We start from the raw sequence: 23,588 nt of genomic DNA, 5'->3' as shown, positions 1-23,588 counted from the left end.
AAAATCTCACAAAGTTTTCACACCTCCCTCCCGATACTCCCGCCCGAAGGGCCACCCCATGCAAGGGTGGCCTCTGTTGCGCGCAGTCCTGCGCGTCGACTGAAAAATTATCGGGTTGGAGCGCTGGATGGCGATGTTCGAACGCAGCACGAAGTCTGCGAAAAGCTTTGATTGGGCCGGTCTTGGCTGGCTATTCCTGTTTTTCTGGTACTTCTCGGGTATTACCCAACTGCTGATTCAGCTCAGTGGCACCTCTGGTTTCAGTGGTTTTCGCCAAGCGTTCTTCATGAGTGCGATCTGGCTGGCGCCACTGCTGATATTCCCCCGCCGTACGCGCTTGTTAGCCGCCTTGATCGGCGTAGTCCTGTGGGCCTGCTCCATGGCCAGCCTGGGCTATTTCTTCATCTACCAGCAGGAATTTTCTCAAAGCGTCATCTTCATCATGTTCGAGTCGAACATCTCTGAAGCCGGTGAATACGCCACCCAATATTTCGCCTGGTGGATCGTGCTGGCGTTCATCGCCCACACCGCCGTGGCCATTTTCCTATGGACCCGCGTCCGCCCGGTGTATCTGCCACGTGGCCAGGCGCTGCTCGCAGCGACGGCTATCCTGGTGGGCGTCATTGGTTACCCGCTAGTCAAGCAGATCGCCCGCAGCGACACGATGGACGATGCCATCGACCGCTTTGAATCGCGCATCGAACCTGCGGTACCGTGGCAGATGATCGTCGCCTACCGCCGTTACACCGAGCAGTTGGACAACATGCAAGGCATGCTCGACAGCGCCAGCCAGATCCCGCCTCTGACAAACCTCAAGGACAGCATGGCCGGCCAGCCCTCAACCCTGGTACTGGTGATCGGCGAGTCCACCAACCGTCAGCGCATGAGCCTCTACGGCTACCCGCGTAACACCACGCCGGAGCTGGACAAACTGCGCGACCAACTGGCGGTGTTCGACAACGTCATCACCCCGCGCCCCTACACCATCGAAGCGCTGCAACAGGTATTGACCTTCGCTGACGAAGAGAACCCGGACCTGTACCTCAAGACGCCATCCATTGTCAGCGTGATGAAACAGGCCGGCTACAAGACCTACTGGATCACCAACCAACAGACCATGACGAAGCGCAACACCATGCTCACGACCTTTTCCGAACAGGCCGACGAGCAGGTGTACCTGAACAACAACCGCAACCAGAACGCCCGTCAATACGACGGCGACGTACTGGCGCCGTTTTCCAAGGCCCTGGCCGACCCGGCCGAGCGTAAGTTCATCGTGGTGCACCTGTTGGGCACCCACATGAGCTACCAGTATCGCTACCCGCAGACCTTCGATAAATTTACCGACCGCCAGGGCGTGCCGGCGGGCGTGAGTGACGATCAATTGCCGACTTACAACAGCTACGACAATGCCGTGCTGTACAACGACTTCGTGGTGTCGAGCCTGATCAAGGACTACGCCAATACCGATCCAAACGGTTTCCTGCTGTACTTATCGGACCACGGCGAAGACGTGTTCGACTCGGCAGGCCACAGCACGCTGGGACGCAACGAAAGCAAGCCGACGGCGCCGATGTACACCGTTCCGTTCATGGCCTACGCCTCGCCAAAATGGCGTGAAAGCCACGACTGGAGCTTTGCCGGCGACTTGCAACGGCCTTACAGCAGCTCGCAGTTGATTCATACGTGGGCCGACCTCGCCGGCCTGAGTTTCAACGAGTTGGACCGTACGAAAAGCCTGGTGAGCGACCGCTTCACGGCGCGCCCACAGATGATAGGTAACCCATACCTGCGCCAACAAAAACCCCTGATCGACTTCAGCCTGATCAAGCCGAAAAAGGTGAGCCCGACTGACGTGGTGCTCCAGGAACAACCGGCGCCGTAACACAAAGATAACAATCATTCTCGTTTAAGCCTAAAGTTCGCCCGCTCTTTTCGTCTTTGAACCATGGCCTTTCCCGACCGGAAAGGCCAAAAAGACGACAAGGAGTCTTCTGCGATGTTTGCGCCTCTAACCCGTTCCATGACCTTCACCCTCGGCCTCTTCAGCGTGGTCGCGAGCCCGGATCTGTTGGCTGAAACCGACCCCGAACAGAAAACGTTCGAACTGGGCGCCACGAGCATCACCGCCGAGAGCCTTGGCGCCACCACTGAACACACGGGCGCCTACACGACCGGTTCGATGAGTACCGCCACCCGCCTTGACCTGTCCATCAAGGAAACCCCGCAGTCGATCTCGGTGATCACTCGCCAGCAGATGGATGATTTCAATCTCAATACGTTGACAGAGGTGCTGCGCCAGACCACGGGGGTCAACGTTCAGCACAACGATTCCGACCGTGCCTCCTACTCCTCGCGTGGTTATGGCATCAGCAACTACCAGATTGATGGGATGCTCAACACCTTTGGCTACATGAAATCCGATGCCGACACCATCATCTACGACCACATCGAGGTGGTTCGTGGTGCCACCGGCTTGACTACCGGCGCCGGCGACCCCTCCGCCACGGTCAATATGGTGCGCAAGCGCCCTACCGCTCAATGGCAGGCGCAAACCGGGGTAAGAGCCGGCAGCTACGACAACTACTACAGCTACATGGATGTGGGCGGGCCGCTGGCGTTCGACGGCAAGCTGCGCGGGCGCACGGTGCTGGCCTACCGCGACAGCCAATCCTTGCGTGATAACTACGGGCTGCAACGGTCGGTTGGCTACGGCATTCTTGAAGCAGATTTATCAGACGAAACCGTGCTGGCCGTAGGTTTTGATTACCAGAACAAGCAAGTGCAAGGCACGTCCTGGGGCACCGTGCCTTACTGGAATAGCCAGGGTGGCAAGGCCGGGTTGTCGCGCTCGACCAATATGGCGGCGCACTGGAGTTCCTGGCCGCTGACCGACAAGACAACCTTCGCCAGCCTCGATCATCGGCTGGGCGGTGAGTGGCATTTAAAGGCCGCCTATACCCATCGCCAGAGCGACACGGATGGCAAGGTGTACTACGGTGGCGCGGGTTTCCCCAATGACGACCGCAGCGGCATGACCGCCTGGGCCAGCCACATGCGTGGCACCTCAAGAATGGAAGCTGTGGACCTCAACCTTGCCGGCAGCTACGCGTTGCTGGGCCGCGAACATGCACTGATGATGGGTTATGGCGAGGCCACGCAGCGCGACGTGTCCCCTGTGATGCGCAGCAGCATACCGGGTGGCTACTACACGATCGAAGACTGGAAATACATGGGCGGGATTGGCACGTTCGGCGACACCGTTACCGACCTCAAGGGTGAACACAGCAGCAAGCAACAGAAAGCCGGCTACTTGGCCACGCGCTTGAGCCTCACCGAGCGCTTGCACGCCGTACTGGGCAGCCGCTATGGCAGTTGGTCGCTGGAGAGCGCGACGCCCGAATACGGTGACGATGACCAGTTGATCGCGGCCAACAAGACTCACCAGACCCACAACGACCTGTTGACGCCTTACGCCGGCCTGCTCTACGACATCACGCCGGAATACACCGTCTACGCCAGCTACACCGACATCTTCAAACCGCAAAGCCTCAAGGACGTCAACCGCAACTACCTAGAACCGGTGGTGGGCAGCAACTATGAGGTGGGTCTTAAGGGAAGTTTGCTGAAAGAGCGCTTGAACGTGGCAGCCGCGTACTTCTGGAGCACACAGGACAACGTCGCTGAGCGGGATGAATCGGCCCTGCCTAACCCGACCACGGGCGAGGAGTACTACAAGTCCGGCGGCAAAGGCAACAAGGTCAACGGCTTCGAATTGGAGGTTGCCGGCGAAGTGATGCCGGACTGGAACCTGACGGCGGGCTACACCTACACTCACTCCGTTAATGGCTCGGACAAGCGCAACAACACCGGGCAGCCATTGAATTTGCTGAAGGTGTCCAGCGCCTACCGTTTGCCGGGGACGTGGCGAAACCTGACGGTGGGTGGTGCCGTGAACTGGCAGAGCGATATCTATGAGTTCAGCGACAGGCCTACAGGCCAACGTGTCGGTAATCAGCGGGTCACCGAACGGGCGAAAATCACCCAGCAGGCCTACGCAGTGGTCAAACTGATGTCCCGCTACCAGTTCGACGAACACGTTTCGGCGTCGATCAACGTCAATAATCTATTTGATAAAAAATATTACGAACGCGTCGGCTTCTATAACGGCGTTTATTGGGGCGACCCGCGCGCTATCACGCTTGCGCTGGACTGGACGCTTTAAACTACAGCTTATATGACCGCCAACCTTAACAAAATCGTTAAGGTTGACGCCTATCCAATTAAGCTTCGCTTAATCCACCCTGCACATAATCGGCCCCACGAGTCTGATCTAAGAGAACAGACACCGATCACACTTTTTGGGAATACTGACAATGAAAATCTCGACGCTGATGCTGGCTGGCTTAATGACCTTGACTTCCGCCGCTGCCTTCGCCGAAGGCGGCTCAGAGCGTTCTAAAGAGTTTTACGCTAACTTTAATTTCATGCAGGACAAGATGAACGGCCCAGCCGAGGAAACGGCCTCCAGTGATGTTAAAAACTCGAAAACCGATGAAACTCAGCAACCAAAAAGTTGATTTACCGTCATACTCTTTGTCATTCCGCTCCGTTGACAAAGATTAACTTGGCGCCATGTAATGGCGCCTTTTTTATTGCCCGCCATAACACTATTTTTTACAGCGGCTTATTCCAAAACAACATGGTGCCATAAGCGGGATCAAATTTAGCGCCGTCAAACCCGAACTTGCGGTACGCCGCCTTCGCTACTTCATTGCCCTCAAGCACTTCCAAAGTAATCTTGCAGCAACCGCGTTGGCGGGCGATTTCCTCAACCTTCTGCAACATTTTCTGACTCAAGCCCAAGCCACGGAACCGATCCATTACCGCCACATCATGGACGTTGACCAATGGGCGACAGGCGAAGGTCGAGAAACCTTCAAAACAATTCACCAACCCCGCCGGCTCTCCATTCACAAACGCCAACACGCTGAACGCGTGCGCACGCTTGGCTAATTCGCTCGGCAGTTGCGCTAGCAAATCCGGGTCCAGGCTGTGCCCGCCCCCCATCGCGTCTTCGGCGTAATGGTTGAGCACCAGCGCGATGGCTTCGGCATGCACGGTGTTCGTGTAGCTGGCTTGCAGCACCAGGATGTCAGGGGTGTCCATTTCCTTCCTCGATAACGGCAACAAGGGATTCGGTTCCCTTTGAGAGGCCAATTGTAAACGTGGAAGCACCACCTGCTGAAGGAGATTAACTACAAATATGCGTTTGAAAAACGCGAAGGTTGTGCCGGTAAAAAAGCGCGAATCTTTCATTTCCTGATCTTTTCGCACACGCTTGAGCCGTAACGCTGCAACTGCATTTCCTGCAAACGGCTCAGGGTGCGGCGGAAAGGAAACGCCAGGTAACCCTCGGTATAGAGACATTCGAGGGGCACCTGAGCCTCGATGAACAACGGCACCTTGCGGTCGTAGCATTCGTCCACCAATGCAATGAACCGACGCACGCTATCGTCGTGCACCGACAACTGCGGCAATTCGCGATCACCGGCCACCACACGCTGGGCGCCGTCTTCGGTGCCACGGGCTATGCGGCCCGGGCGCTGTTGCGCGCTAAGATTAGGGACTTCGCTCAACAGGATGGCATTGAAAAGATCGCACATCAGCATGAAGTCCATCGCGGCCAGCGGCTGCTCACAGAGATCGGCATAACGGCACCAAAGCACTGTTTCACAGGACTGGACAGCCAGAATAGAACGATGCCCGACGGGAATCGGCCCGCTGCTCACTGCCTGGTCTTCGGCCAATTGCTTGAACACAGCTGCCAACGCATCGGGTTGATTCACCCAATAGCGCTGAAGGCCGGCGCCAGGGTGCAAGCGATGATCCTCAGCGCCATCCACCGCCACCACTTGCAAATGCTGCTCTATCGCCGCAATGCCGGGCAAAAACCGCTCACGGTTGAAGCCATCGGCATACAACTGGTCAGGCGGTTGGTTAGAGGTGCAGACCATTACCACGCCGTCCTCGAACATCACCTGAAACAGGCGACCGAGGATGATCGCGTCACCAATGTCATTGACGAACAGTTCATCGAAGCACAACACGCGCACTTCCTGGCTGAGCTCCCGGGCCAGCGCCTGCAAAGGGTCGTGGGTACCCGTCAGTTGGAACAGACGCTGATGCACCCACCCCATGAAGTGGTGAAAATGCTGGCGCCGCGCGGGCACCCGCAGGCTTTGGTAGAACTGATCCATGAGCCAGGTCTTGCCACGACCCACAGGCCCCCACAGGTACACGCCGGTGATCGGCGCGCGACCTTGATGCAAGGCTTCATGGCAGGCTTGTAACGCATCCACCGCGCGACGCTGGGCGTCGTCGGCAACGAAGCCCTGTTGAGCAATGGCGTATTGGTAGGCAGCGAGGGGTGAGTCAGAAGTCATGCCCGCCATTATGACCTACGGAGAAAGCTACAGCCGTAAAAAAACGGCCCGACAGGCCGTTTTTTACTGCAGCGTAGTGACTCAGGCGAGGCTCTTGCTGACCACCTCGAACACATCGCTCGACAGTTCGCCGGACGCTCGAATGCGCTCCAGCTCCGCTTTCATCAGCGCCTGACGCGCGCTGTCGTATTTACGCCAACGGGTCAGTGGCGCCAATTGGCGCGAAGCGATCTGCGGGTTGAAGGCATTGAGCTCGATCACCAGGTCCGCCAGGAAGCGATAACCCGAGCCGTCCGCTGCGTGGAAGTTGATCAGGTTCTGCCCGGCAAAGGCGCCGATCAAGGCGCGCACCTTGTTCGGGTTCTTCAACGTGAACGCTGGGTGTTCCATCAACGCTTTGACCCGCGCCAGCCCGCCCGGCAAGGTGCTGCCGGCCTGAACGCTGAACCACTGGTCCATGACCAGCGGGTTGTCTTTGAAGTTGTCGGCAAACACGGCCAGCGCCTGAGCCTTCTCCACTTGGAACGGCGAATTCACCAGCACCGCCAGTGCGGTCAGGCGCTCGGTCATGTTGTCGCTGCTGTCGAACTGTTCAAGCGTCGCGGCCAGGACTTCCGGCTTGCCGCTAAGCATCAGGTACGACAGCGCGATGTTCTGCAACGCACGACGGGCAAAATGCTCAGCGGCAGCAACATACGGCGTTTGCTTGGACAGCTCGCGATTGGCCTGGTAGCGCAGCCACAGTTCTTCATGCAGGTTGTCGGCCAGTTGCTTGCGCGCAAACTCACGGGCGGCGTGGATGGCATCCACATCCGCCACTTCGCTGATTTCGGTCAGGTAGGCTTCACCCGGCAACGATAGCATTTCCGCAACCATTGCCTGGTCCAGGCGTTCGTCGCTCAACACGCTGCGCAGCGCGGTGATCAACCGCTGATCCATCTTCAAGGCCTGGCCTTGTTGATACTGACCAACCAGCGCCTGCAACACCTGCACCGAGAGCTGCTGACCGGCATCCCAACGATTGAAGCCATCGCTGTCATGCTGCATCAGGAACATCAGTTGATCGCGGTTGTACGGGAAGCTCAGCTTCACCGGCGCCGAGAAACCGCGCAGCAGCGAAGGCAAAGGCTGCTCGGCGATATCAATGAAGGTGAAGGTCTGCTCGGCCTCGGTCACCGAGATCACACGCGACGTGCCGCCCGCAACCGCTTCACCGGCCAGGCGCAAGGCGATATCCGCGCCCTTCGCGTCCAGCAAGCCCAATTCCACCGGGATCACGAACGGCAGTTTCTCTACCTTGTCCGGGGTTTCCGGGCAGCTCTGGCGGAAGGTCAGGCTGTAGGTTTTGGCCGCTGCGTCGTAGGACTCGCTCACCGCCAAACGTGGCGTGCCGGCCTGGCTGTACCAGCGTTTGAACTGAGTCAGGTCGGCGCCGTTGGCATCTTCCATGGCCTTGATGAAGTCGTCGCAGGTCACTGCCTGGCCGTCATGACGTTCGAAGTACAGGTCGCTGCCTTTACGGAAGCCTTCAGCGCCGAGCAAGGTGTGGATCATACCGACCACTTCCGAGCCCTTTTCGTACACCGTCAGGGTGTAGAAGTTGGAGATTTCGATAAAGCTGTCCGGGCGCACGGCGTGAGCCATGGGGCCGGCGTCTTCGGCGAACTGGTGGGTACGCAGGTACGCCACATCCTGGATGCGCTTGACCGTGGCCGAGTTCATATCAGCCGAGAAGCCCGAATCACGGAACACCGTGAAACCTTCCTTGAGCGACAGCTGGAACCAGTCGCGGCAGGTCACGCGATTGCCCGACCAGTTGTGGAAATATTCGTGGGCAACGATCGCTTCCACCCGCTGGTGGGCGGCGTCGGTGGCGGTTTCGGCGCGGGCCAGCACGGCGCTGGAGTTGAAGATATTCAGGCCTTTGTTTTCCATGGCGCCCATGTTGAAGTCGTTCACCGCGACGATCATGAAGATGTCGAGGTCGTACTCACGGCCGTAGGTTTCTTCGTCCCAGCGCATGGATTTTTTCAGGCTGGTCATGGCGTGCTGGCACTTGTCGATGTTTTCCGGCTCGACGTAGATGCGCAGCGCCACAGTGCGGTCAGTCATGGTGGTGAAGGTGTCTTCAACACACCACAAATCACCGGCCACCAGGGCGAACAGGTAGGCAGGCTTCTTGAACGGGTCTTCCCAGGTTGCCCAGTGGCGGCCGTCTTCGCCGGGGCCGCTGGCGATCGGGTTGCCGTTGGACAGCAGGATCGGATAGCGGTGTTGCTCGGCGATCACCGTGGTGGTGAATGTGCTCATCACGTCCGGGCGGTCAAGGTAGTAAGTGATCTTGCGGAAGCCTTCGGCCTCGCACTGAGTGCAGAACATACTGCCGGACTTGTACAAGCCTTCCAGGGCGGTGTTGGTTTCCGGGTGGATTTTTACCGTGGTATCCAGGGTAAACGTCGCACTCTGCGGATGCACCGTCAGGTGGCTGTCGGTCAGCTGATATTCATCGGCGGTCAACGCCTGATCGGCGAGGTTCACGCTCAACAGCTCCAGCTGCTGGCCATCCAGCACCAGCGGCGGCAAACCTGCGCCGCGCTCCGGGTTGCGGCGCATCACCAGTTGCGCATGGACCAGACTGTGGTCCTCGAACAACTCGAAGGTCAGGTGCGTCTCGTCAATCAGGTAGTCCGGCGCCTGATAGTCCTTCAGGTAAATCATCTTCGGTTGTTCGGTGCGCATGGGTGGCATCCTTTTTACTGATGCACGGCGAGCTGATAGGCCGTGTACTTGCGAATGTTGATTACGCCGGTGTCGAAGATCAGGTATTGGCCCTTGATCCCCAGCAACGTGCCTTCGGCAATCGGGTTCTTGTCCAGGTTGAAGCTGACGATCTTGGTCGGATACTGCTCGACCGGGTAGCGGATTTCGATCGGTTCGATGTCGGCAATCGTTTGGATGGCCTGCAGTCCAAAGCGTTCCTGCAAACTCAGCAGGCCCTCGGCGCAGGAGGCGAACAGTTCATCACGCACGTGCTTGAGGTCGACAGGCTGCGCATCGCCTTTGAGCAGCGCGCGCCAGTTAGTCTTGTCGGCCACTTGGCTACGCAGCACGTCCTCGACGAAACCGGATTGCTGGCGGGTCGCCACGCGCATGATCGGCAGCGCCTGGCTCGCGCCCTGGTCCAGCCAGCGCGTCGGCAGTTGAGTGGCACGGGTGATGCCGACCTTGATCCCCGACGAATTCGCCAGGTAGACCACGTGGTCGGTCATGCAGAATTGCTCGCCCCAGCCTGGGTCGCGGCAGGTGCCGGCGTCGTAATGGCAACGCTCGGGGCTCATGATGCACAGGTCACACTGGGCCAGCTTGGTCATGCACGGGTAGCAATACCCCTGGCTGAAGCTGGTCTTGGTCTTGCGGCCGCAATGGCTGCAATGGATGGCACCGAGGTATTCCAGGCGAATGTGCGTGCCGATCAACGGATTAACCGGCACCTCGGCATCGCCAAGGCGAAACGCGTATTGAACGGTCGGCTCACCGAGTTGCGCCGACATCTTGCTGACTGCACCACGACCAATTTCAATCAATGGATCGCATCCGACTTGAACAGGATGTTCGGCACCGGCGCGGACTTGGACGCGCATTCCTGTGGCCCCATGTAGCCGGTGCGCTGGTCTTCCGGCAAGTTCTGGAGTTCCCAGGCGATCACGGCTTGCAGAGACAGCTCGCGCTGTTCAGGGGACAGTTTGCGCCCATCGGACCACTTGCCGATTTCCACGGCGAGCTTGAGGCTCTCGTAGATGTCCGGGGTAATGTTTTCAATCATTTCAGCAAAAGAGGACATGAGGCTCTTCCTTATCAAATAGACGATTTGCGGCGGCTGTACAACCCGCCCAGCAAGCCGGTCAAGCAACCGATAACCAGGCCGCCGACATGGGCAGCGTTGGCGATTTCGCCGAAGCCGATCATCGAGATCAGCCCCGACATACAGAGCACCAGCCAAATCAGCATCATCGCCAGCACCCCACGGGGCAGGCGATAAGCAGGGTTCGGCGACAGCAGTTGAAAAATCCAGCAATGCCCAAGCAGGCCATATAACACGCCGGACAAACCGCCAAACAGCCCGGGGCCGCCGTAGGCGTATTGAGCGTAGTTGGAGACCAGGCTGAACAAGAGCGTCAGCCCCAGCAGGTTGATACTGCCCTGGCGCGCTTCGATGCGCCGGCCCAGCTCCCAGTACCACATGCCATTCATGGCCAGGTGCAGGATGCCGAAGTGGATCAGCATCGGCGTAACCAACCGCCACCATTGCCCCGAGGCCAGTGTATCGGCCAGCGGCGTGAACTGGATGTACTCACCGAGAATGCGAAACGGCAGGAACGTCAGCCAGCTCATGGCCTGCAGGTTTTCGCCAAGCAAGGTCACCGCGCCAACGATGATGCTCGCCAGCAGCACCAACGCCGTCACAGGGCTATGCCGCAGTTGCTCGACAAAACCCGGGCGCTTGACCGGCGCCTGCTCAGGAATATCCAGTTGCTGGTCCGGATCACCCGCAGGAAAGCGCTGATACAGCACGCGCACATCGTCGCTGATGGTCTCGGGCACCCATAACACTTGCTCGCCCGATTCCTCGCTGATGCGATGGGGCACTTGCATGCGTTGCAGCAGCTTTACGAAGCCACCCAAGTCGACGCTCAGCGGCAGGCGCAATACAGCCACAGTACTCATGTGATGACCTCGGGCCGCTCAACGTCAACCCATACAAATTTACGCGGGTCCAGGCGGGTTTCCTGATCCAGGCGGTACGCCACCAACTTGCCGTACAGCACCGCGCTGTAGTCCAGGCAGGCCAGGTTGTCGCGGATCGGCGCCGGTTTGCCGCTGCGCCAGTAATGGCCGACGAACAGCAAAGGCTCGTCGACGCCGTAGCGCAGCAGGGAATTCTTTTCAGTGGACGACAACGGCGTGCGCGCCACCGGCTCCGGCAGTGCGTCGGGCTGGAACACGATGTCGCCGTAGGTCTTGGGGTCGTCTTCCCAGAACTTGGTGCGGAAAAACGAGCGCGTCAGGCCGTCGCCACCGGTCAGCGTCAGGCCATCCGGCAGGCGCATGTCGGTGCCGCGCAGCAGGCGGTCAAACGCATTGCAGGCAAAACTGCCTGGGACGGCGGCGGCCTGCAGGAAGTGCTGGTCGATGCAGCCGTCCGGGAAGGTCGCGCGCAGTGGCTCGATAAACCCGTCATCCCAGCACGCGTGGACCACCCGGAAACGCCCGGCGTCGACAAACAGCGGCATGTCATAGAACCAGCCGAGGAAGTCGTGCCAGTCGGCCGGGTGGTGTTCGAACTGGGTCAGCGTCTCGTGGATCAACCGCGCATGCCGTGGGTTGCGCTCACGCACGAACTGCTTGCCGCTGCCCGGCGGTGCTGGCGTGCTCCAGCCCAGAGCGTTGAATTCGTGGTTGCCCATGATGCACAGCGCCTGGCCAGCCTCGGCCATGTCGTGGACGATATGTAACGCCTCGCGGATACGAGGGCCACGGTCGATGATATCGCCGAGGAACACCGCCATACGCGAAGGATGACGCCAGGTGCCGCCCTGCTTGTGGTACCCCAGCCGCTCGAGCAAGTGCTCAAGGGTATGAGCGCAACCGTGCACGTCACCAATCAGGTCGTAGCTACGCGCGGGATCGAGCATCAGTCGCCTCCACCCCCCAAGCGGCTGCCCCAGCCCAACTTGGTGCGGCACACTTCGTAGTAGTTGTGGTCCAGCGGGTGGATCAACCGCAACTTCTGTGCCTTCTTGCTCACGGTGATGGTGTCACCGGGCGCGCAGGTGAAATGGTTCTGACCGTCACAGGACACCTGCGGGTAGATCTGCATGTCTTTGGACACCACGATTTTCAGCTCACTGTTGCCGTCGACCACGATGGGCCTGCTGGACAACATATGGGGGTACATCGGCACGATCACAATGGCATCCAGCTTGGGATGCATGATCGGGCCACCCGCCGACAGCGCGTAGGCGGTGGAGCCGGTCGGCGTGGCGACGATCAGGCCGTCGGCCTTCTGGCTGCACACGAACTGGCCGTCTATATAGAGTTCGAACTCGATCATTCGCGTGGACTTGCCGGGGTGCAGCACCACGTCATTCAAGGCGTCGCCCTGGCCGATGGCTTCGCCGTGTCGGCGCACTTCGGCCTGCAGCAGGAAGCGGTTTTCCACCAGGTAATGGCCGTCGAGCACCTTGGCCACTTCGACTTCCAGCTCATCGGGGCGGATATCGGTGAGGAACCCCAGGCTACCCCGGTTGATCCCCAGTACCGGCACGTTATGCCGCGCCAGGGCCCGGGCGGCGCCGAGCAGGCTGCCGTCGCCGCCAACCACGATAACCATGTCGCAGACTTCGCCGAGCATCTTGCGCGACGAGGTTTGCAGGCCATGGCCTGGGAGGATTTCGGCGATGGTGTCTTCGAGGATCACGTGCAGGTGGCGTTCCAGCAGGAATTTTTTCAGCCGGCGGACGGTGTCCAACACCTGGGTACTGCCCAGGCGACCGATAATGCCGATATTGCGAAATTGCTCCATGGGGCTCCTGCGGGATTTGGGGTGGGGCAAAAAAGAACGATTATGGGCGAAAGGCCGCCCCAGGCAAAATCCTTTGTCGCCATGAACCCTTGATGACAACGGTTCTCAGCCACCTGAGCCCCCGTTAAAAGGCTATGCTCGGACCATGACTGTGTTCCCGGATCTGCAGACCCTGCCCCGCCAGCTGCGCCACCCTGAAGTGCGCGACTTGGCGTGGGTGATGCTCGCCCCGCCAATGCTGGCGCAGACGCCGTGGCCGCAACGCCACCCGTTGGCCGGCAGTGATTGGGTGCAAGCGCCACACCTGCTCGAACAATGGCTACGTGCACTCGATCACGACAGCAGCCCCTTGCAACAGTGGCTGAGCCTGGCCCGTACCCGTCGTCTTGGGCTTTATTACGAGCGGTTATGGCAGTTCGCCGTGCAGCATGCGCCGGGCGTGGAGTTGCTGGCCGCCAACCTGCCGATCCGCCGCGCCGGGCATACCCTCGGCGAGCTGGATATGTTGCTGCGCGACCGCGATGGCGTGCATCACTTGGAACTGGCGATCAAACTCTACCTGGGGCCGCAGGACGGCGACGACCAGGATACAGCGCAGTGGCTGGGGCCGGGTTGTCATGATCGGCTGGACCGCAAGCTGGCGCATCTGGCCCAGCACCAATTGCCAATCTCGGCGCGGGCGGAGAGCCGCGAGGTGTTGGCGGCGCTGGATATCCAGCAGTTCGATGCGCATTTGTGGCTGGGCGGGTATTTGCTGTATCCCTGGCCCGGTGAAGCGCAGGCACCCGTGGGTGCCCACCCGCAGCATTTGCGTGGGCGCTGGTTGCATCAGCGCGACTGGCGGGCATTTGTCAGCGCCAGCGCCCCCGGCCGCTGGCAACACCTGCCCCGGCATGCATGGCTGGCGCCGGCGCATTACCCAGCGGATGAGGTATGGAGTGAGGAGCAGATGCAGGGTTGGCTGGCGGACCTGGATCCGATGGCTCCAGCACAGCTATTAGTTCGGCTGGTTCAGGTGGGTGAGGATTGGGAAGAGGCTGAGCGGCTGTTTCTGGTGGCGGATCTTTGGCCGAATGTGCCGGGGGCGGGCTGATAACCTTGTGGTGTATTTGAGGGCTTGCTCGCGAAGGCGGCGGCCCAGGCGTTACACCTTATCGATATGCTGATAATCCAACTGCAACCCAGCCGCCAACTCCTCAGCCCGGCCCAACCTGATCGGCCCACGCTCGATGTCTATCAATAATCCCGAGCACTCCAGCAACGGCAGTCCTGCGACATCCTTAAGCCGCCCATCGGTGATCACCAACAAGCGCTGCTGCTCAGTCGGAAACCGCTTACGCCGCACCGCCAGCCAATTCCCAGCCTCAGTCAGCGCAGCGAGCAACGGCGTGCCCCCGCCCGCCCCCAACGGGTCCAACCATCCGGCCAAACCCTTCGCAGCTTTCAGTCCCTGTACCTGCCATTTGGGCGATTGCCCACTGGCCGTCAACAAGGCCATCCGCACGCGTTGGCGGTAGGCGTCATCAAACAACTGGGCCAGCAAACCTTTGGCATCGGTGAGCGCACGATGGCGCCGGGTTGACGCCGACGCATCGACAATCACCAGCCACAACTCATGGGCCGAGCGACTGCGCAGGTGAAACCGTAGATCCTCTCGCGATTGCGGCCGGCCATCGAGCAGAGTGCCGGGCCAATTGATCGAACCCTGTTTCGCACTCCGGACCTTACCGTGCCTGCCTCTATCCAGTCGTCCTGCCTTGGGCCGGGCATCCGCCCCCGCGTCAGGTCGAGGGCGAATGCCTAGGGCTTTTTTGGCCAGGTGGGTACATCCCGGCGTGCGCCCGTGGGCAGGGCCGGTGCGGGCATGTCACCCCATTGGCCTTGACCCGGCGACGTGTCGGAGGACGTTGGCGACTGCCCTTTACTCGGCGCATTGGACGGCGGCGATGGTTCCTGGCGGCGATGGCGCAGGGCAAACTCGGCGACGGCTTCGATGTCTTCCTCGGCGATCGCATCCGCCCCGCGCCATGCCGCGTGCGCCCTGGCGCCGCGCAGCCAAACCAGATCCGCACGCAAGCCATCGACACCGGCGGCAAAGCACCGCTCTGTGATCTGCGCCAGTGCCTGGTCATCCAGTGCGATGGTGTCGAGTCGCGCCCGCGCCTGGGTACAGCGCTCGCGCAGAGCGGCTTGGGGCTCTGCCCAATGCGCGCAGAACGCCGCCGGTTCGCTGTCAAAGTCCAGGCGACGACGGATGATTTGCCCACGCTCGACCGGCAGGGTCTGCCCACTCAAGGCCACGTTGAAACCGAAGCGGTCGAGCAGTTGCGGGCGTAACTCGCCCTCCTCCGGGTTCATGGTGCCGATCAGTACAAAACGCGCCGAATGGCGATGGGAGATGCCGTCACGCTCGATCAGGTTGGTGCCGCTGGCCGCCACGTCGAGCAGCAGGTCCACCAGGTGATCGGCCAGCAAGTTGACTTCATCGACATACAGCACGCCGCCGTCAGCCTTGGCCAAGACGCCGGGGGAAAACTGCGCGCGGCCTTCGCCCAATGCGGCGTCCAGGTCCAGCGTCCCCACCAGCCGCTCTTCGGTAGCGCCCAAGGGCAAGGTGACGAATTGACCACTGGCCAGCAGGTCCGCCAACCCCCGCGCCAAGGTGGACTTGGCCATGCCACGCGGGCCTTCGATCAGCACGCCGCCGATCTTCGGGTCGATGGCAGTCAGGCACAGGGCCAATTTCAAGTCGTCGGCGCCGACCACGGCGGACAGCGGAAAATGCGGAGTATCAGTCATCAGCTGTCTTCTTCTATATCCAGCAACAGGTTTTCCAACGCTTCTTTATAAGCCCCCGGCGCCTGCCACTGGCCACGTTGCTGCGCTTCCAGCATGCGCTCGGTCATGTCACGCAGGGCGTCGGGATTGTGCTCTTGCACAAAGGCCCGTGTGTCAGGGTCCAGCAGGTAAGCGTCGGCGAGCAAGGCGTATTGATGATCGTCGATCAACGCGGTGGTGGCATCGAACGCGAACAGATTGTCCACGGTCGCGGCCATTTCAAACGCACCTTTATAACCATGGCGCTTCACGCCGTCGATCCACTTGGGGTTGGCGGCGCGGGAACGGATCACCCGGTTCAGCTCTTCCTTCAGCGTTCGGATCTTCGGCAGGTCCGGCTGGCTGTGGTCACCGTGGTAACTGGCGGCCTTTTCGCCACTCAGTGTTTCCACGGCGGCGAGCATGCCGCCCTGGAATTGGTAGTAATCATTGGAGTCGAGCAGGTCGTGCTCGCGGTTGTCCTGGTTCTGCAACACCGCCTGCACCTGGCTCAAGCGCTGGGCGAATTGCTCGCGGGCGGCGGTGCCCTCATCGGAGCCGCCATAGGCGTAGCCGCCCCAGTTCAAATAGACCTCGGCCAAGTCTTCGCGGCTTTGCCACAGGCGACCATCGATCGCGCCTTGCACACCCGCACCATAGGCGCCGGGTTTCGCGCCGAAGATGCGCCAGCCGGCCTGTTTCGCTGCGGCCTCTGCGTCCAGGCCCGACTTGAACAACGCCTCACGTTCACTGCGCACTTTGGCCGCCAGCGGGTTCATGTCGTCTGGTTCGTCCAGCGCGGCCACCGCCTGCACCGCCGCGTCGAACAGGCGGATCAGGTTGGCAAAGGCGTCACGGAAAAAGCCGGACACGCGCAACGTCACGTCAACGCGCGGACGGTCCAACAGGCTGATCGGCAGGATTTCAAAGTCATCCACGCGCTGGCTGCCGGTCGCCCACACCGGCCTCACGCCCATCAGCGCCATGGCCTGGGCGATATCGTCGCCGCCAGTGCGCATGGTCGCGGTGCCCCACACCGACAGGCCGAGCTGGCGCAGGTGGTCGCCATGGTCTTGCAGGTGCCGCTCAAGAATCAGGTTGGCCGACTGGAAGCCAATGCGCCAGGCCGTGGTGGTCGGCAAGTTGCGCACGTCGACGGTGAAAAAATTGCGCCCGGTCGGCAGCACGTCCAAACGCCCGCGACTCGGTGCGCCACTGGGGCCGGCAGGCACGAAGCGGCCGCTCAAGGCGTCCAGCAACCCGCGCATTTCTGCCGGGCCACAGGCGTCCAGGCATGGCGCCACGACTCTGCGCAGGCTCTCGATCACCGCCTTCACCTCCTCCCAACCAGGCGCGTCCAATTGTTCAAGCGGCCCTTCCAACGCCTGTTCGATCAGCCGCGCTGCATACAACTCCAGGCGCTCACGGGTATCGCCGGCGGTGCGCCACAACTGCTCATCGATTTTCAGCAACACGTCGGGCCGGCGCCCTGTCCAGGGTTCGGCCAGGGCGCAGTCGAGTGGGTCGAAGTCCAGCTCGAAAGCCTTGGCCAACACTCGCAGCACACTCGATTGCGGACCTCGGCCGTCACCACGCGGGATGCGCAGTAAGGCGAGCAAGGTGTCGATACGCAAGCGGCCTTCAGGCGACTCGCCAAAGATGTGCAGGCCGTCGCGGATCTGCGATTCCTTTAAGTCGCACAGGTAGGTATCGAGGCGCGGCAGCCAGATGGCGGCGTCGGCGTCCTTGTCCAGCTCAAGCTCCTGGTCGATATGGGTTTCGCGCACCAGCGTGAGGATGTCTTTCTGCAACTCCAGGGCGCGGCGTGGGTCGAGCAGTTGCGCCTCGTAATACTCGTCGGCCAACAACTCCAGGTCACGTAACGGGCCATAGGTTTCGGCGCGGGTCAGCGGCGGCATCAAGTGGTCGATGATCACCGCCTGGGTACGCCGTTTGGCCTGGGCGCCCTCACCTGGGTCGTTGACGATAAACGGATAGATATTCGGCAGCGGCCCCAGCAGCGCATCGGGCCAGCAGTTTTCCGAGAGGCCCACGCCCTTGCCCGGCAGCCATTCGAGGTTGCCGTGCTTACCCACGTGAATCACAGCGTGGGCGCCGTAGGTATGGCGCAGCCAGAAATAGAACGCCAGATAGCCATGGGGTGGCACCAGGTCCGGGTCGTGGTACACCGCGTTGGCGTCGACCTGATAACCCCGCGCCGGTTGGATACCGACGAAGGTCAGTCCCAGGCGCAGGCCGGCGATCATCATCCGGCCGTCGCGGCACATCGGATCGTTATGAGGCGTGCCCCAGCGTTCCATCACGGCTCGACGATTAGCCTCGGGCAAGCGACTGAACAGTGTCTCGTAGTCGTCCAGGCCCAGGCTTTGATGGCACGGACGCAGGTCGAGACTGTCCAGGTCGTTGGTGACACCGCCCAGCAGTTGATGAATCAGCGCAGTGCCGCTGTCGGGCAACGTGTCCGGCAGCGGATAGCCTTCGGCCTGCAGGGCACGCAGGATATTCAGCGCCGCTGCGGGCGTATCCAGGCCTACGCCGTTACCGATACGGCCATCGCGAGTTGGGTAGTTGGCGAGGATCAATGCGATACGCTTGTGCGCGTTCGGCACCCGCGCGAGTTCGACCCAGCGCCGCGCCAGCTCAGCCACGAAATCCATCCGCTCGGGCGCTGCTCGATAGCACACCACATCCGACTGGCTGCGCTCGCTGCGCCAGGCCAGGTCCTTGAAGCTGATCGGCCGGCTGATGATGCGCCCGTCCAGCTCCGGCAACGCGATGTGCATCGCCAGATCGCGCGGGCCGAGGCCTTGCTCGCTGGCCTCCCAGCCGGGCTGATTGTCCTGGGCGCAGATCGCCTGGATCACCGGGATATTGCGGCGAAACGGCCGCAAATGCGGCGCTTCGGGGCTGGATTGGGCAAAACCGGTTGTGTTGAGGATCACCGCCGCGCCGACCTCATCCAGCAAGTCCTCGACCACCGTCAGGCAGCCGGGCTCTTTAAGACTGGCCACCGCCATCGGCAACGGGTTCAACCCCGCCGCCTGCAAGCGCTCGCAGAACACATCAATAAAGCCGGTATTGGCGGCCTGCAAATGCGAGCGGTAGAACAGCACCGCCGCCACCGGCCAATCAGCGTTCCAATCCGCCTGCCAATCATTCAGGCGGGCAGTGGCGTTGCGCGGGTGATAAATCGCCGTGCGCGGCAGGGTTTGCGGTTCGGCCCAGGCGTAGTCTTGGCCTAGGTAGGCACTGGCCAGGCAGCGGTAAAAATCCAGCGCGTTAGCCAGGCCGCCCTGGCGCAGAAAGTGCCACAGGCGGTCACGCTCCTGTGCGCCAACAGTGCTCAAGCCGCTGAGCTCAGGGTCCGGGCGATCACACCCCGGCACCAGGATCAGTTGCACGCCGCGTTCCGCCAACGCCACCAGACGCTCGATACCGTAACGCCAATAACCAATGCCACCATGCAGCGAAATCAGGATGACCTTGGCGTGGCGCAGCACCTCATCGACGTACAGGTCGACCGAGGCATGGTTCTGCACTTGCATCGGGTTGGCCAGGCGAAACGTCGGGTAATCGTCCGGCAAGTGCTGGGCGGCTTCGGCCAGCAGTGCGAGGCTCGAATCACCGCTGCACAAGATCACCAGTTCAGCGGGGGTTTGGCCAAGGTCGGCAATATTGTCGTCTGAGACGAAACCACCGGGCTGGGTCCTGAGCAGGTGCATGGGTTAAACGCTGAGGGCAGCGCGCAGTTGCGCTTCAAGGCCCGCTGCGTCCAGTGCCTGGCCGATCAGCACCAGTCGCGTTATGCGGGCTTCGTCGGCGCCCCAGGCGCGGTCAAAGTGTTTGTCGAAACGCGTGCCCACGCCCTGGATCAGCAGGCGCATCGGCTTGTTCGGGATGGCAGCGAAGCCTTTGACGCGCAGGATGCCGTGTTGCACGACCAATTGGTTCAGCGCATCGAGCAGCAGCGCTTCGTCAGCCTGCGGCAGGTCGATGGAAATGGAGTCGAAGGCATCGTGGTCATGATCGTCCTCGCCCTCGTGATGGTGATCGTGATGGCTGTGACGACCGTCGATGTGTTCTTCAGAGCCAGCGCCCAGGCCAATCAGCACGTCCAACGGCACGCGACCGCTGCTGGCTTCAATGATCTTCACCGCTGGCGGCAGCTCTTCGGCGACTTCAAGGCGCACGCGGGCCAGGTCTTCAGGGCTGATCAGGTCGGATTTATTGAGGATAACGAGGTCGGCGCTGGCCAATTGGTCAGCGAACAGTTCGTGCAGTGGCGATTCGTGGTCCAGGTTCGGATCGAGTTTGCGCTGGGCATCCACTTGATCCGGGAATGCCGCGAACGTGCCAGCGGCCACGGCCGGGCTGTCGACCACGGTAATCACCGCATCAACGGTGCAGGCGCTGCGAATCTCCGGCCACTGGAAGGCTTGTACCAACGGCTTTGGCAGGGCCAGCCCGGAGGTTTCGATAAGGATATGGTCAAGGTCACCGCGACGCGCGACCAGTTCGCGCATCACTGGGAAGAATTCTTCTTGCACGGTGCAGCACAGGCAGCCGTTCGCCAGTTCGTAAACACGGCCGTTGGCTTCTTCTTCGGTGCAACCGATGGAGCACTGTTTGAGGATTTCACCGTCGATGCCCAGCTCGCCGAATTCGTTGACGATCACGGCAATACGACGGCCCTGGGCGTTGTCGAGCATATGGCGCAGCAAGGTGGTTTTGCCCGAGCCGAGAAAGCCGGTAACGATGGTGACGGGGAGTTTGGCCAGTGTTTTCATCGGATGCCCTTTGGGGCGGGCATACGGGACGATAGGCCCTGCGACGGCGCGCAGCAGCGGTTTTCGTCACCGGATCACCCCGCCCGGTTGAATTGAAAATCGGTTGCGAGGCAGGTCTCCTGGCTTGGGGCTTGCGGGTCTTGCGACCGGCGCTGGCTGCGCCTTCCCGCCGTATCGGCAGTGGCGTGGCAGTCAGATAAACCCTTCACAGTTGCGGGGGCAGCCGCGGCTTGGACCGCGTTCCCTTCTTAGCTTTGGCCTGGGCCGAAGAACCTCGAGGGTGCAAGGCTACGCAGTGCTTGGGGGATGGTCAATGATGGGGTTGGGTTGGTGTACATATCCGTTTCTGCGGTTACGGCTGCTATTGGTTCCGCCCTTACGGCGGAACCAATAGCAGCCATTACCCAAATAACGGATATGCCCTCCCCAATTGACTCCCCTCCCACCCCCATGCTCTCCTACACACCTTGTTTCGGGTGCCCTTCACAGGGTGAAACGGGAAACCGGTGAGCCATAACATATGGCAAGTCCGGTGCTGCCCCCGCAACGGTAAGCGAGTGAAGCGTCAGATCCACTGTGCCTCTAAGGCATGGGAAGGCGATGCTTAATTAGGCACAATGCCCCTCGCAAGCCCGGAGACCGGCCCGAAATATCAGATAACAAACCCGCGGTGGGCGGGCGCTGTTCAAAACCCTGCGAGCCTGGCTCGCGGGGTGTTCATGCGCTCGTTTCACCCTGATACCTGAAAGGGACGCGCCATGTCGATCATCAGCAGCACTTCGCACTCCGCCAGCAGCACCTCTACCTTGAGCCAACGCCTGACCGCCGCAATCGGCGCGTCGATCCTGGGCGCGTGCCTGGTGTATTTCGCCGGTTTCTCGCACATCGAGGCGGTGCACAACGCTGCCCACGATACCCGCCACAGCGCCGCGTTCCCGTGCCACTGAGACCTGCCGACATGATCAAGCGTATTGCGCAAACTGCCGGTTTCACCGGTCTTCTGGCTGCCCTGCTGCTGACCCTGCTGCAAAGCTTCTGGGTCGCTCCGTTAATTCTGCAGGCGGAAACCTTTGAAAAGGCCCCGGCAGCGACTGAAGTGATGCATGAGCACGCAGCCGGTGCTGCCGCGCATACCCATGACCTCGAAGCCTGGGAGCCGGAAGACGGCTGGCAGCGCGTGCTGTCTACCACCGGCGGTAATCTGGTGGTCGCTGTCGGTTTCGCGCTGATGCTCGCCGGTCTCTATACCCTGCGCGCACCAACCCGCACTGCCCAGGGACTGCTCTGGGGGTTGGCCGGCTACGCAACCTTCGTGTTGGCGCCGACAATGGGCCTGCCGCCTGAGCTGCCAGGCACTGCTGCCGCTGATCTCGCACAACGGCAGATCTGGTGGGTAGGCACCGCCGCCTCAACCGCTGCGGGCATAGCGCTGATCGTGTTCGGCCGCAATTGGCTGCTCAAAACGCTAGGCGTAGCGATTCTGGTCGTGCCACACGTGATCGGCGCGCCCCAGCCGCAAGTGCATTCGATGCTAGCCCCCGAAGCCTTGGAAGCGCAGTTCAAGGTTGCTTCGCAGTTGACCAATGTCGCCTTCTGGCTAGCGCTGGGCCTGATCAGCGCTTGGCTGTTCCGCCGCAATCGTGATGATCAATACCCAGCATGATTTTAGTGGTCGGCCTGGGGTGCCAGCGGGGTTGTGACGTTCACACCCTGCTGGCCCTGCTCGAGAGCGCCCTCGCCGAGGGCGGTATCGAGCCCCAACGGATCACCGCGCTGGCCAGTATCGACCGCAAGCGCGATGAACCTGGCCTTCGAGCCCTGGCCGATCTGTTGAACGTGCCGTTCCAGTGTTTCGACGCTGATCAGTTGGCGGGCTATGCAGAACAGCTGAGCCACAAATCCGCGATCGCGTTTGCCCATACGGGCTGCTACGGCATTGCCGAAAGCGCCGCCCTGGCCCTGGCTGAACACCTCGCCAACGCCCCTGCCCGGCTATTGATTACCCGCAAGCAAACCGCCCAGGCCACCTTCGCATTGGCTTGCGCCGGCTGAAAACCTGATAATCGCCCGTTCCGATCATGAGCGCTCTTCATGCTCGTGCGTTTTTTCATAGGATATTCCCATGACCGTCTACTTCATCGGCGCAGGCCCCGGCGACCCGGAATTGATCACCGTCAAAGGCCAGCGGCTGATCCGCAGTTGCCCGGTGATCATCTATGCCGGCTCGCTGGTGCCGACGGCAGTGCTCGAAGGCCACCAGGCAGAACAGCTGGTCAACAGTGCCGAATTGCACCTTGAACAGATCATCGACCTGATCAAGACCGCCCATGCGAAAGGCCAGGACGTGGCACGCGTACATTCTGGCGACCCGAGCCTGTACGGGGCGATTGGCGAGCAGATCCGTCATTTGCGTGAGCTGGGCATCCCATTCCAGATCATTCCCGGCGTCACGGCAGTGGCGGCTTGCGCAGCGTTATTGGAAACCGAGCTGACCCTGCCGGACATCGCCCAGAGTGTGATCCTGACCCGTTATGCAGATAAAACCAGCATGCCGGATGGCGAGGACTTCGACAGCCTGGCGCGACATGGCACCACCATGGCGATCCATCTGGGGGTCAATCACTTGGAGAAAATCGTCGCTCAACTGCTGCCGCACTATGGCGCGGACTGCCCGATTGCCGTTGTGCACCGCGCGACGTGGCCGGATCAGGATTGGGTGGTGGGGGCGCTGAGCGATATTGCCGGGAAAGTGGCGGCGAAGGGATTTCGGCGAACGGCGTTGATTGTGGTGGGTCGGGTGTTGGGCAGTGAGGGTTTCAGTGAGTCTTCGCTGTATCGCGCAGGGCATGCGCACCTTTATCGATCTTAATAACCTGAATTAGCCTACAGATTCAAAGCACTGATTTAATTGAATAAATTATGATAAGCCCGCGA

Annotated in this window: 20 protein-coding genes and 2 riboswitches; of the genes, 8 read left to right on the top strand and 12 right to left on the bottom strand. The window is 60.9% G+C overall.

The genetic code is table 11. The features are described from left to right. Positions 1-127 precede the first annotated feature (127 nt). The 3 genes from AACY30_RS20495 (at position 128) to AACY30_RS20485 (ending at position 4,580) form a co-directional block, all read left to right on the top strand. A complete protein-coding gene (locus AACY30_RS20495) occupies positions 128-1,885 on the top strand; it encodes a phosphoethanolamine transferase CptA (protein WP_339470828.1) in 1,758 nt (585 codons plus the stop codon). Between the two features lie 114 nt (positions 1,886-1,999). Next, the gene (locus AACY30_RS20490) at positions 2,000-4,225 is read left to right on the top strand and encodes a TonB-dependent siderophore receptor (protein ID WP_339541034.1); all 2,226 of its coding nucleotides are present in this window, start codon (positions 2,000-2,002) and stop codon (positions 4,223-4,225) included. Between the two features lie 151 nt (positions 4,226-4,376). Next, positions 4,377-4,580 carry a hypothetical protein gene (locus tag AACY30_RS20485; RefSeq protein ID WP_339436729.1) on the top strand — a complete coding sequence of 68 codons (204 nt, stop codon included), beginning with the start codon at positions 4,377-4,379 and terminating at the stop codon, positions 4,578-4,580. Between the two features lie 97 nt (positions 4,581-4,677). Here the strand turns inward: AACY30_RS20485 and AACY30_RS20480 are convergent, their stop codons facing one another. The 8 genes from AACY30_RS20480 to AACY30_RS20445 all read right to left on the bottom strand — a co-directional run bounded on the left by AACY30_RS20480 (position 4,678) and on the right by AACY30_RS20445 (position 13,029). Next, positions 4,678-5,169: a GNAT family N-acetyltransferase gene (locus tag AACY30_RS20480; protein WP_339541074.1), complete on the bottom strand. Its 492-nt coding sequence runs from the start codon at positions 5,167-5,169 to the stop codon at positions 4,678-4,680. A 146-nt stretch (positions 5,170-5,315) separates the two neighbouring features. After that, positions 5,316-6,446 (bottom strand): cell division protein ZapE, encoded by a 1,131-nt coding sequence (zapE, locus tag AACY30_RS20475; protein ID WP_339541033.1) that lies wholly within the window; start codon positions 6,444-6,446, stop codon positions 5,316-5,318. A gap of 81 nt (positions 6,447-6,527) precedes the next feature. Beyond that, positions 6,528-9,185, bottom strand: a complete 2,658-nt coding sequence (gene pepN / locus AACY30_RS20470; RefSeq protein ID WP_339541032.1) for an aminopeptidase N — start codon at positions 9,183-9,185, stop codon at positions 6,528-6,530. A gap of 14 nt (positions 9,186-9,199) precedes the next feature. Next, the gene (locus AACY30_RS20465; protein ID WP_339418509.1) at positions 9,200-10,030 is read right to left on the bottom strand and encodes a DUF2797 domain-containing protein; all 831 of its coding nucleotides are present in this window, start codon (positions 10,028-10,030) and stop codon (positions 9,200-9,202) included. Next, positions 10,027-10,287, bottom strand: coding sequence for a YeaC family protein (locus AACY30_RS20460; RefSeq protein ID WP_339418360.1), 261 nt, complete (start codon positions 10,285-10,287; stop codon positions 10,027-10,029). Before AACY30_RS20460 ends, AACY30_RS20465 begins: the two co-directional genes overlap by 4 nt. A 14-nt stretch (positions 10,288-10,301) precedes the next feature. Further along, positions 10,302-11,171, bottom strand: a complete 870-nt coding sequence (locus AACY30_RS20455) for a rhomboid family intramembrane serine protease (protein WP_339418358.1) — start codon at positions 11,169-11,171, stop codon at positions 10,302-10,304. Next, positions 11,168-12,142, bottom strand: a complete 975-nt coding sequence (locus AACY30_RS20450) for a metallophosphoesterase (RefSeq protein WP_445261449.1) — start codon at positions 12,140-12,142, stop codon at positions 11,168-11,170. The genes AACY30_RS20455 and AACY30_RS20450 overlap by 4 nt, the downstream gene beginning before the upstream one ends. Continuing rightward, a complete protein-coding gene (locus AACY30_RS20445) occupies positions 12,139-13,029 on the bottom strand; it encodes an NAD(+) kinase (protein WP_003217892.1) in 891 nt (296 codons plus the stop codon). Before AACY30_RS20445 ends, AACY30_RS20450 begins: the two co-directional genes overlap by 4 nt. A 145-nt stretch (positions 13,030-13,174) precedes the next feature. On the opposite strand from AACY30_RS20445, the gene AACY30_RS20440 reads away from it, so the two are divergent. After that, the gene (locus tag AACY30_RS20440; protein ID WP_339541031.1) at positions 13,175-14,122 is read left to right on the top strand and encodes a DUF1853 family protein; all 948 of its coding nucleotides are present in this window, start codon (positions 13,175-13,177) and stop codon (positions 14,120-14,122) included. Between the two features lie 51 nt (positions 14,123-14,173). Here AACY30_RS20440 and AACY30_RS20435 read toward each other — a convergent pair whose 3' ends face one another. From AACY30_RS20435 to cobW, 4 genes are read right to left on the bottom strand one after another with little or no spacing between them, the layout of a single operon-like run. After that, positions 14,174-14,776: a vWA domain-containing protein gene (locus AACY30_RS20435; RefSeq protein WP_339470951.1), complete on the bottom strand. Its 603-nt coding sequence runs from the start codon at positions 14,774-14,776 to the stop codon at positions 14,174-14,176. Positions 14,777-14,829: 53 nt separating this feature from the next. Then, positions 14,830-15,828 (bottom strand): ATP-binding protein, encoded by a 999-nt coding sequence (locus AACY30_RS20430; protein ID WP_339470819.1) that lies wholly within the window; start codon positions 15,826-15,828, stop codon positions 14,830-14,832. Further along, on the bottom strand, positions 15,828-19,589 hold the full coding sequence (gene cobN / locus AACY30_RS20425) for a cobaltochelatase subunit CobN (RefSeq protein WP_339541030.1): 3,762 nt from the start codon (positions 19,587-19,589) through the stop codon (positions 15,828-15,830). Before cobN ends, AACY30_RS20430 begins: the two co-directional genes overlap by 1 nt. A gap of 3 nt (positions 19,590-19,592) precedes the next feature. After that, positions 19,593-20,654, bottom strand: coding sequence for a cobalamin biosynthesis protein CobW (cobW, locus tag AACY30_RS20420; RefSeq protein ID WP_339470817.1), 1,062 nt, complete (start codon positions 20,652-20,654; stop codon positions 19,593-19,595). 92 nt (positions 20,655-20,746) lie between these two features. Further along, a riboswitch (cobalamin riboswitch) is annotated at positions 20,747-20,946 on the bottom strand. Between the two features lie 165 nt (positions 20,947-21,111). Further along, positions 21,112-21,316, top strand: a riboswitch (cobalamin riboswitch). 96 nt (positions 21,317-21,412) lie between these two features. On the opposite strand from cobW, the gene AACY30_RS20415 reads away from it, so the two are divergent. The 4 genes from AACY30_RS20415 to cobM all read left to right on the top strand — a co-directional run bounded on the left by AACY30_RS20415 (position 21,413) and on the right by cobM (position 23,523). Then, positions 21,413-21,601 carry a CbtB domain-containing protein gene (locus tag AACY30_RS20415; protein ID WP_012723860.1) on the top strand — a complete coding sequence of 63 codons (189 nt, stop codon included), beginning with the start codon at positions 21,413-21,415 and terminating at the stop codon, positions 21,599-21,601. A gap of 11 nt (positions 21,602-21,612) precedes the next feature. Then, the gene (locus AACY30_RS20410) at positions 21,613-22,317 is read left to right on the top strand and encodes a CbtA family protein (protein ID WP_339470816.1); all 705 of its coding nucleotides are present in this window, start codon (positions 21,613-21,615) and stop codon (positions 22,315-22,317) included. After that, positions 22,314-22,706, top strand: a complete 393-nt coding sequence (locus AACY30_RS20405; RefSeq protein ID WP_339418348.1) for a cobalamin biosynthesis protein — start codon at positions 22,314-22,316, stop codon at positions 22,704-22,706. The genes AACY30_RS20410 and AACY30_RS20405 overlap by 4 nt, the downstream gene beginning before the upstream one ends. Positions 22,707-22,776: 70 nt before the next feature. Continuing rightward, positions 22,777-23,523, top strand: a complete 747-nt coding sequence (cobM, locus tag AACY30_RS20400) for a precorrin-4 C(11)-methyltransferase (RefSeq protein ID WP_339418346.1) — start codon at positions 22,777-22,779, stop codon at positions 23,521-23,523. Positions 23,524-23,588 lie beyond the last annotated feature (65 nt).

It is taken from the genome of Pseudomonas sp. RA_5y_Pfl1_P24 (genome assembly GCF_963970945.1).
In the GTDB taxonomy this organism is placed as follows: domain Bacteria; phylum Pseudomonadota; class Gammaproteobacteria; order Pseudomonadales; family Pseudomonadaceae; genus Aquipseudomonas; species Aquipseudomonas tritici.
The sequence above is the reverse complement of the archived record's forward strand: the minus strand, read 5'-3'. Positions and strand labels throughout refer to the sequence as shown.

Bases quoted from the DNA above. Each gene is read 5' to 3' on its own strand.
- AACY30_RS20495 (WP_339470828.1), top strand. From the start codon at position 128: ATGGCGATGTTCGAACGCAGCACGAAGTCTGCGAAAAGCTTTGATTGG.
- AACY30_RS20490 (WP_339541034.1), top strand. From the start codon at position 2,000: ATGTTTGCGCCTCTAACCCGTTCCATGACCTTCACCCTCGGCCTCTTC.
- AACY30_RS20485 (WP_339436729.1), top strand. From the start codon at position 4,377: ATGAAAATCTCGACGCTGATGCTGGCTGGCTTAATGACCTTGACTTCC.
- AACY30_RS20480 (WP_339541074.1), bottom strand. From the start codon at position 5,169: ATGGACACCCCTGACATCCTGGTGCTGCAAGCCAGCTACACGAACACC.
- zapE (WP_339541033.1), bottom strand. From the start codon at position 6,446: ATGACTTCTGACTCACCCCTCGCTGCCTACCAATACGCCATTGCTCAA.
- pepN (WP_339541032.1), bottom strand. From the start codon at position 9,185: ATGCGCACCGAACAACCGAAGATGATTTACCTGAAGGACTATCAGGCG.
- AACY30_RS20460 (WP_339418360.1), bottom strand. From the start codon at position 10,287: ATGTCCTCTTTTGCTGAAATGATTGAAAACATTACCCCGGACATCTAC.
- AACY30_RS20455 (WP_339418358.1), bottom strand. From the start codon at position 11,171: ATGAGTACTGTGGCTGTATTGCGCCTGCCGCTGAGCGTCGACTTGGGT.
- AACY30_RS20445 (WP_003217892.1), bottom strand. From the start codon at position 13,029: ATGGAGCAATTTCGCAATATCGGCATTATCGGTCGCCTGGGCAGTACC.
- AACY30_RS20440 (WP_339541031.1), top strand. From the start codon at position 13,175: ATGACTGTGTTCCCGGATCTGCAGACCCTGCCCCGCCAGCTGCGCCAC.
- AACY30_RS20430 (WP_339470819.1), bottom strand. From the start codon at position 15,828: ATGACTGATACTCCGCATTTTCCGCTGTCCGCCGTGGTCGGCGCCGAC.
- cobN (WP_339541030.1), bottom strand. From the start codon at position 19,589: ATGCACCTGCTCAGGACCCAGCCCGGTGGTTTCGTCTCAGACGACAAT.
- cobW (WP_339470817.1), bottom strand. From the start codon at position 20,654: ATGAAAACACTGGCCAAACTCCCCGTCACCATCGTTACCGGCTTTCTC.
- AACY30_RS20415 (WP_012723860.1), top strand. From the start codon at position 21,413: ATGTCGATCATCAGCAGCACTTCGCACTCCGCCAGCAGCACCTCTACC.
- AACY30_RS20410 (WP_339470816.1), top strand. From the start codon at position 21,613: ATGATCAAGCGTATTGCGCAAACTGCCGGTTTCACCGGTCTTCTGGCT.
- AACY30_RS20405 (WP_339418348.1), top strand. From the start codon at position 22,314: ATGATTTTAGTGGTCGGCCTGGGGTGCCAGCGGGGTTGTGACGTTCAC.
- cobM (WP_339418346.1), top strand. From the start codon at position 22,777: ATGACCGTCTACTTCATCGGCGCAGGCCCCGGCGACCCGGAATTGATC.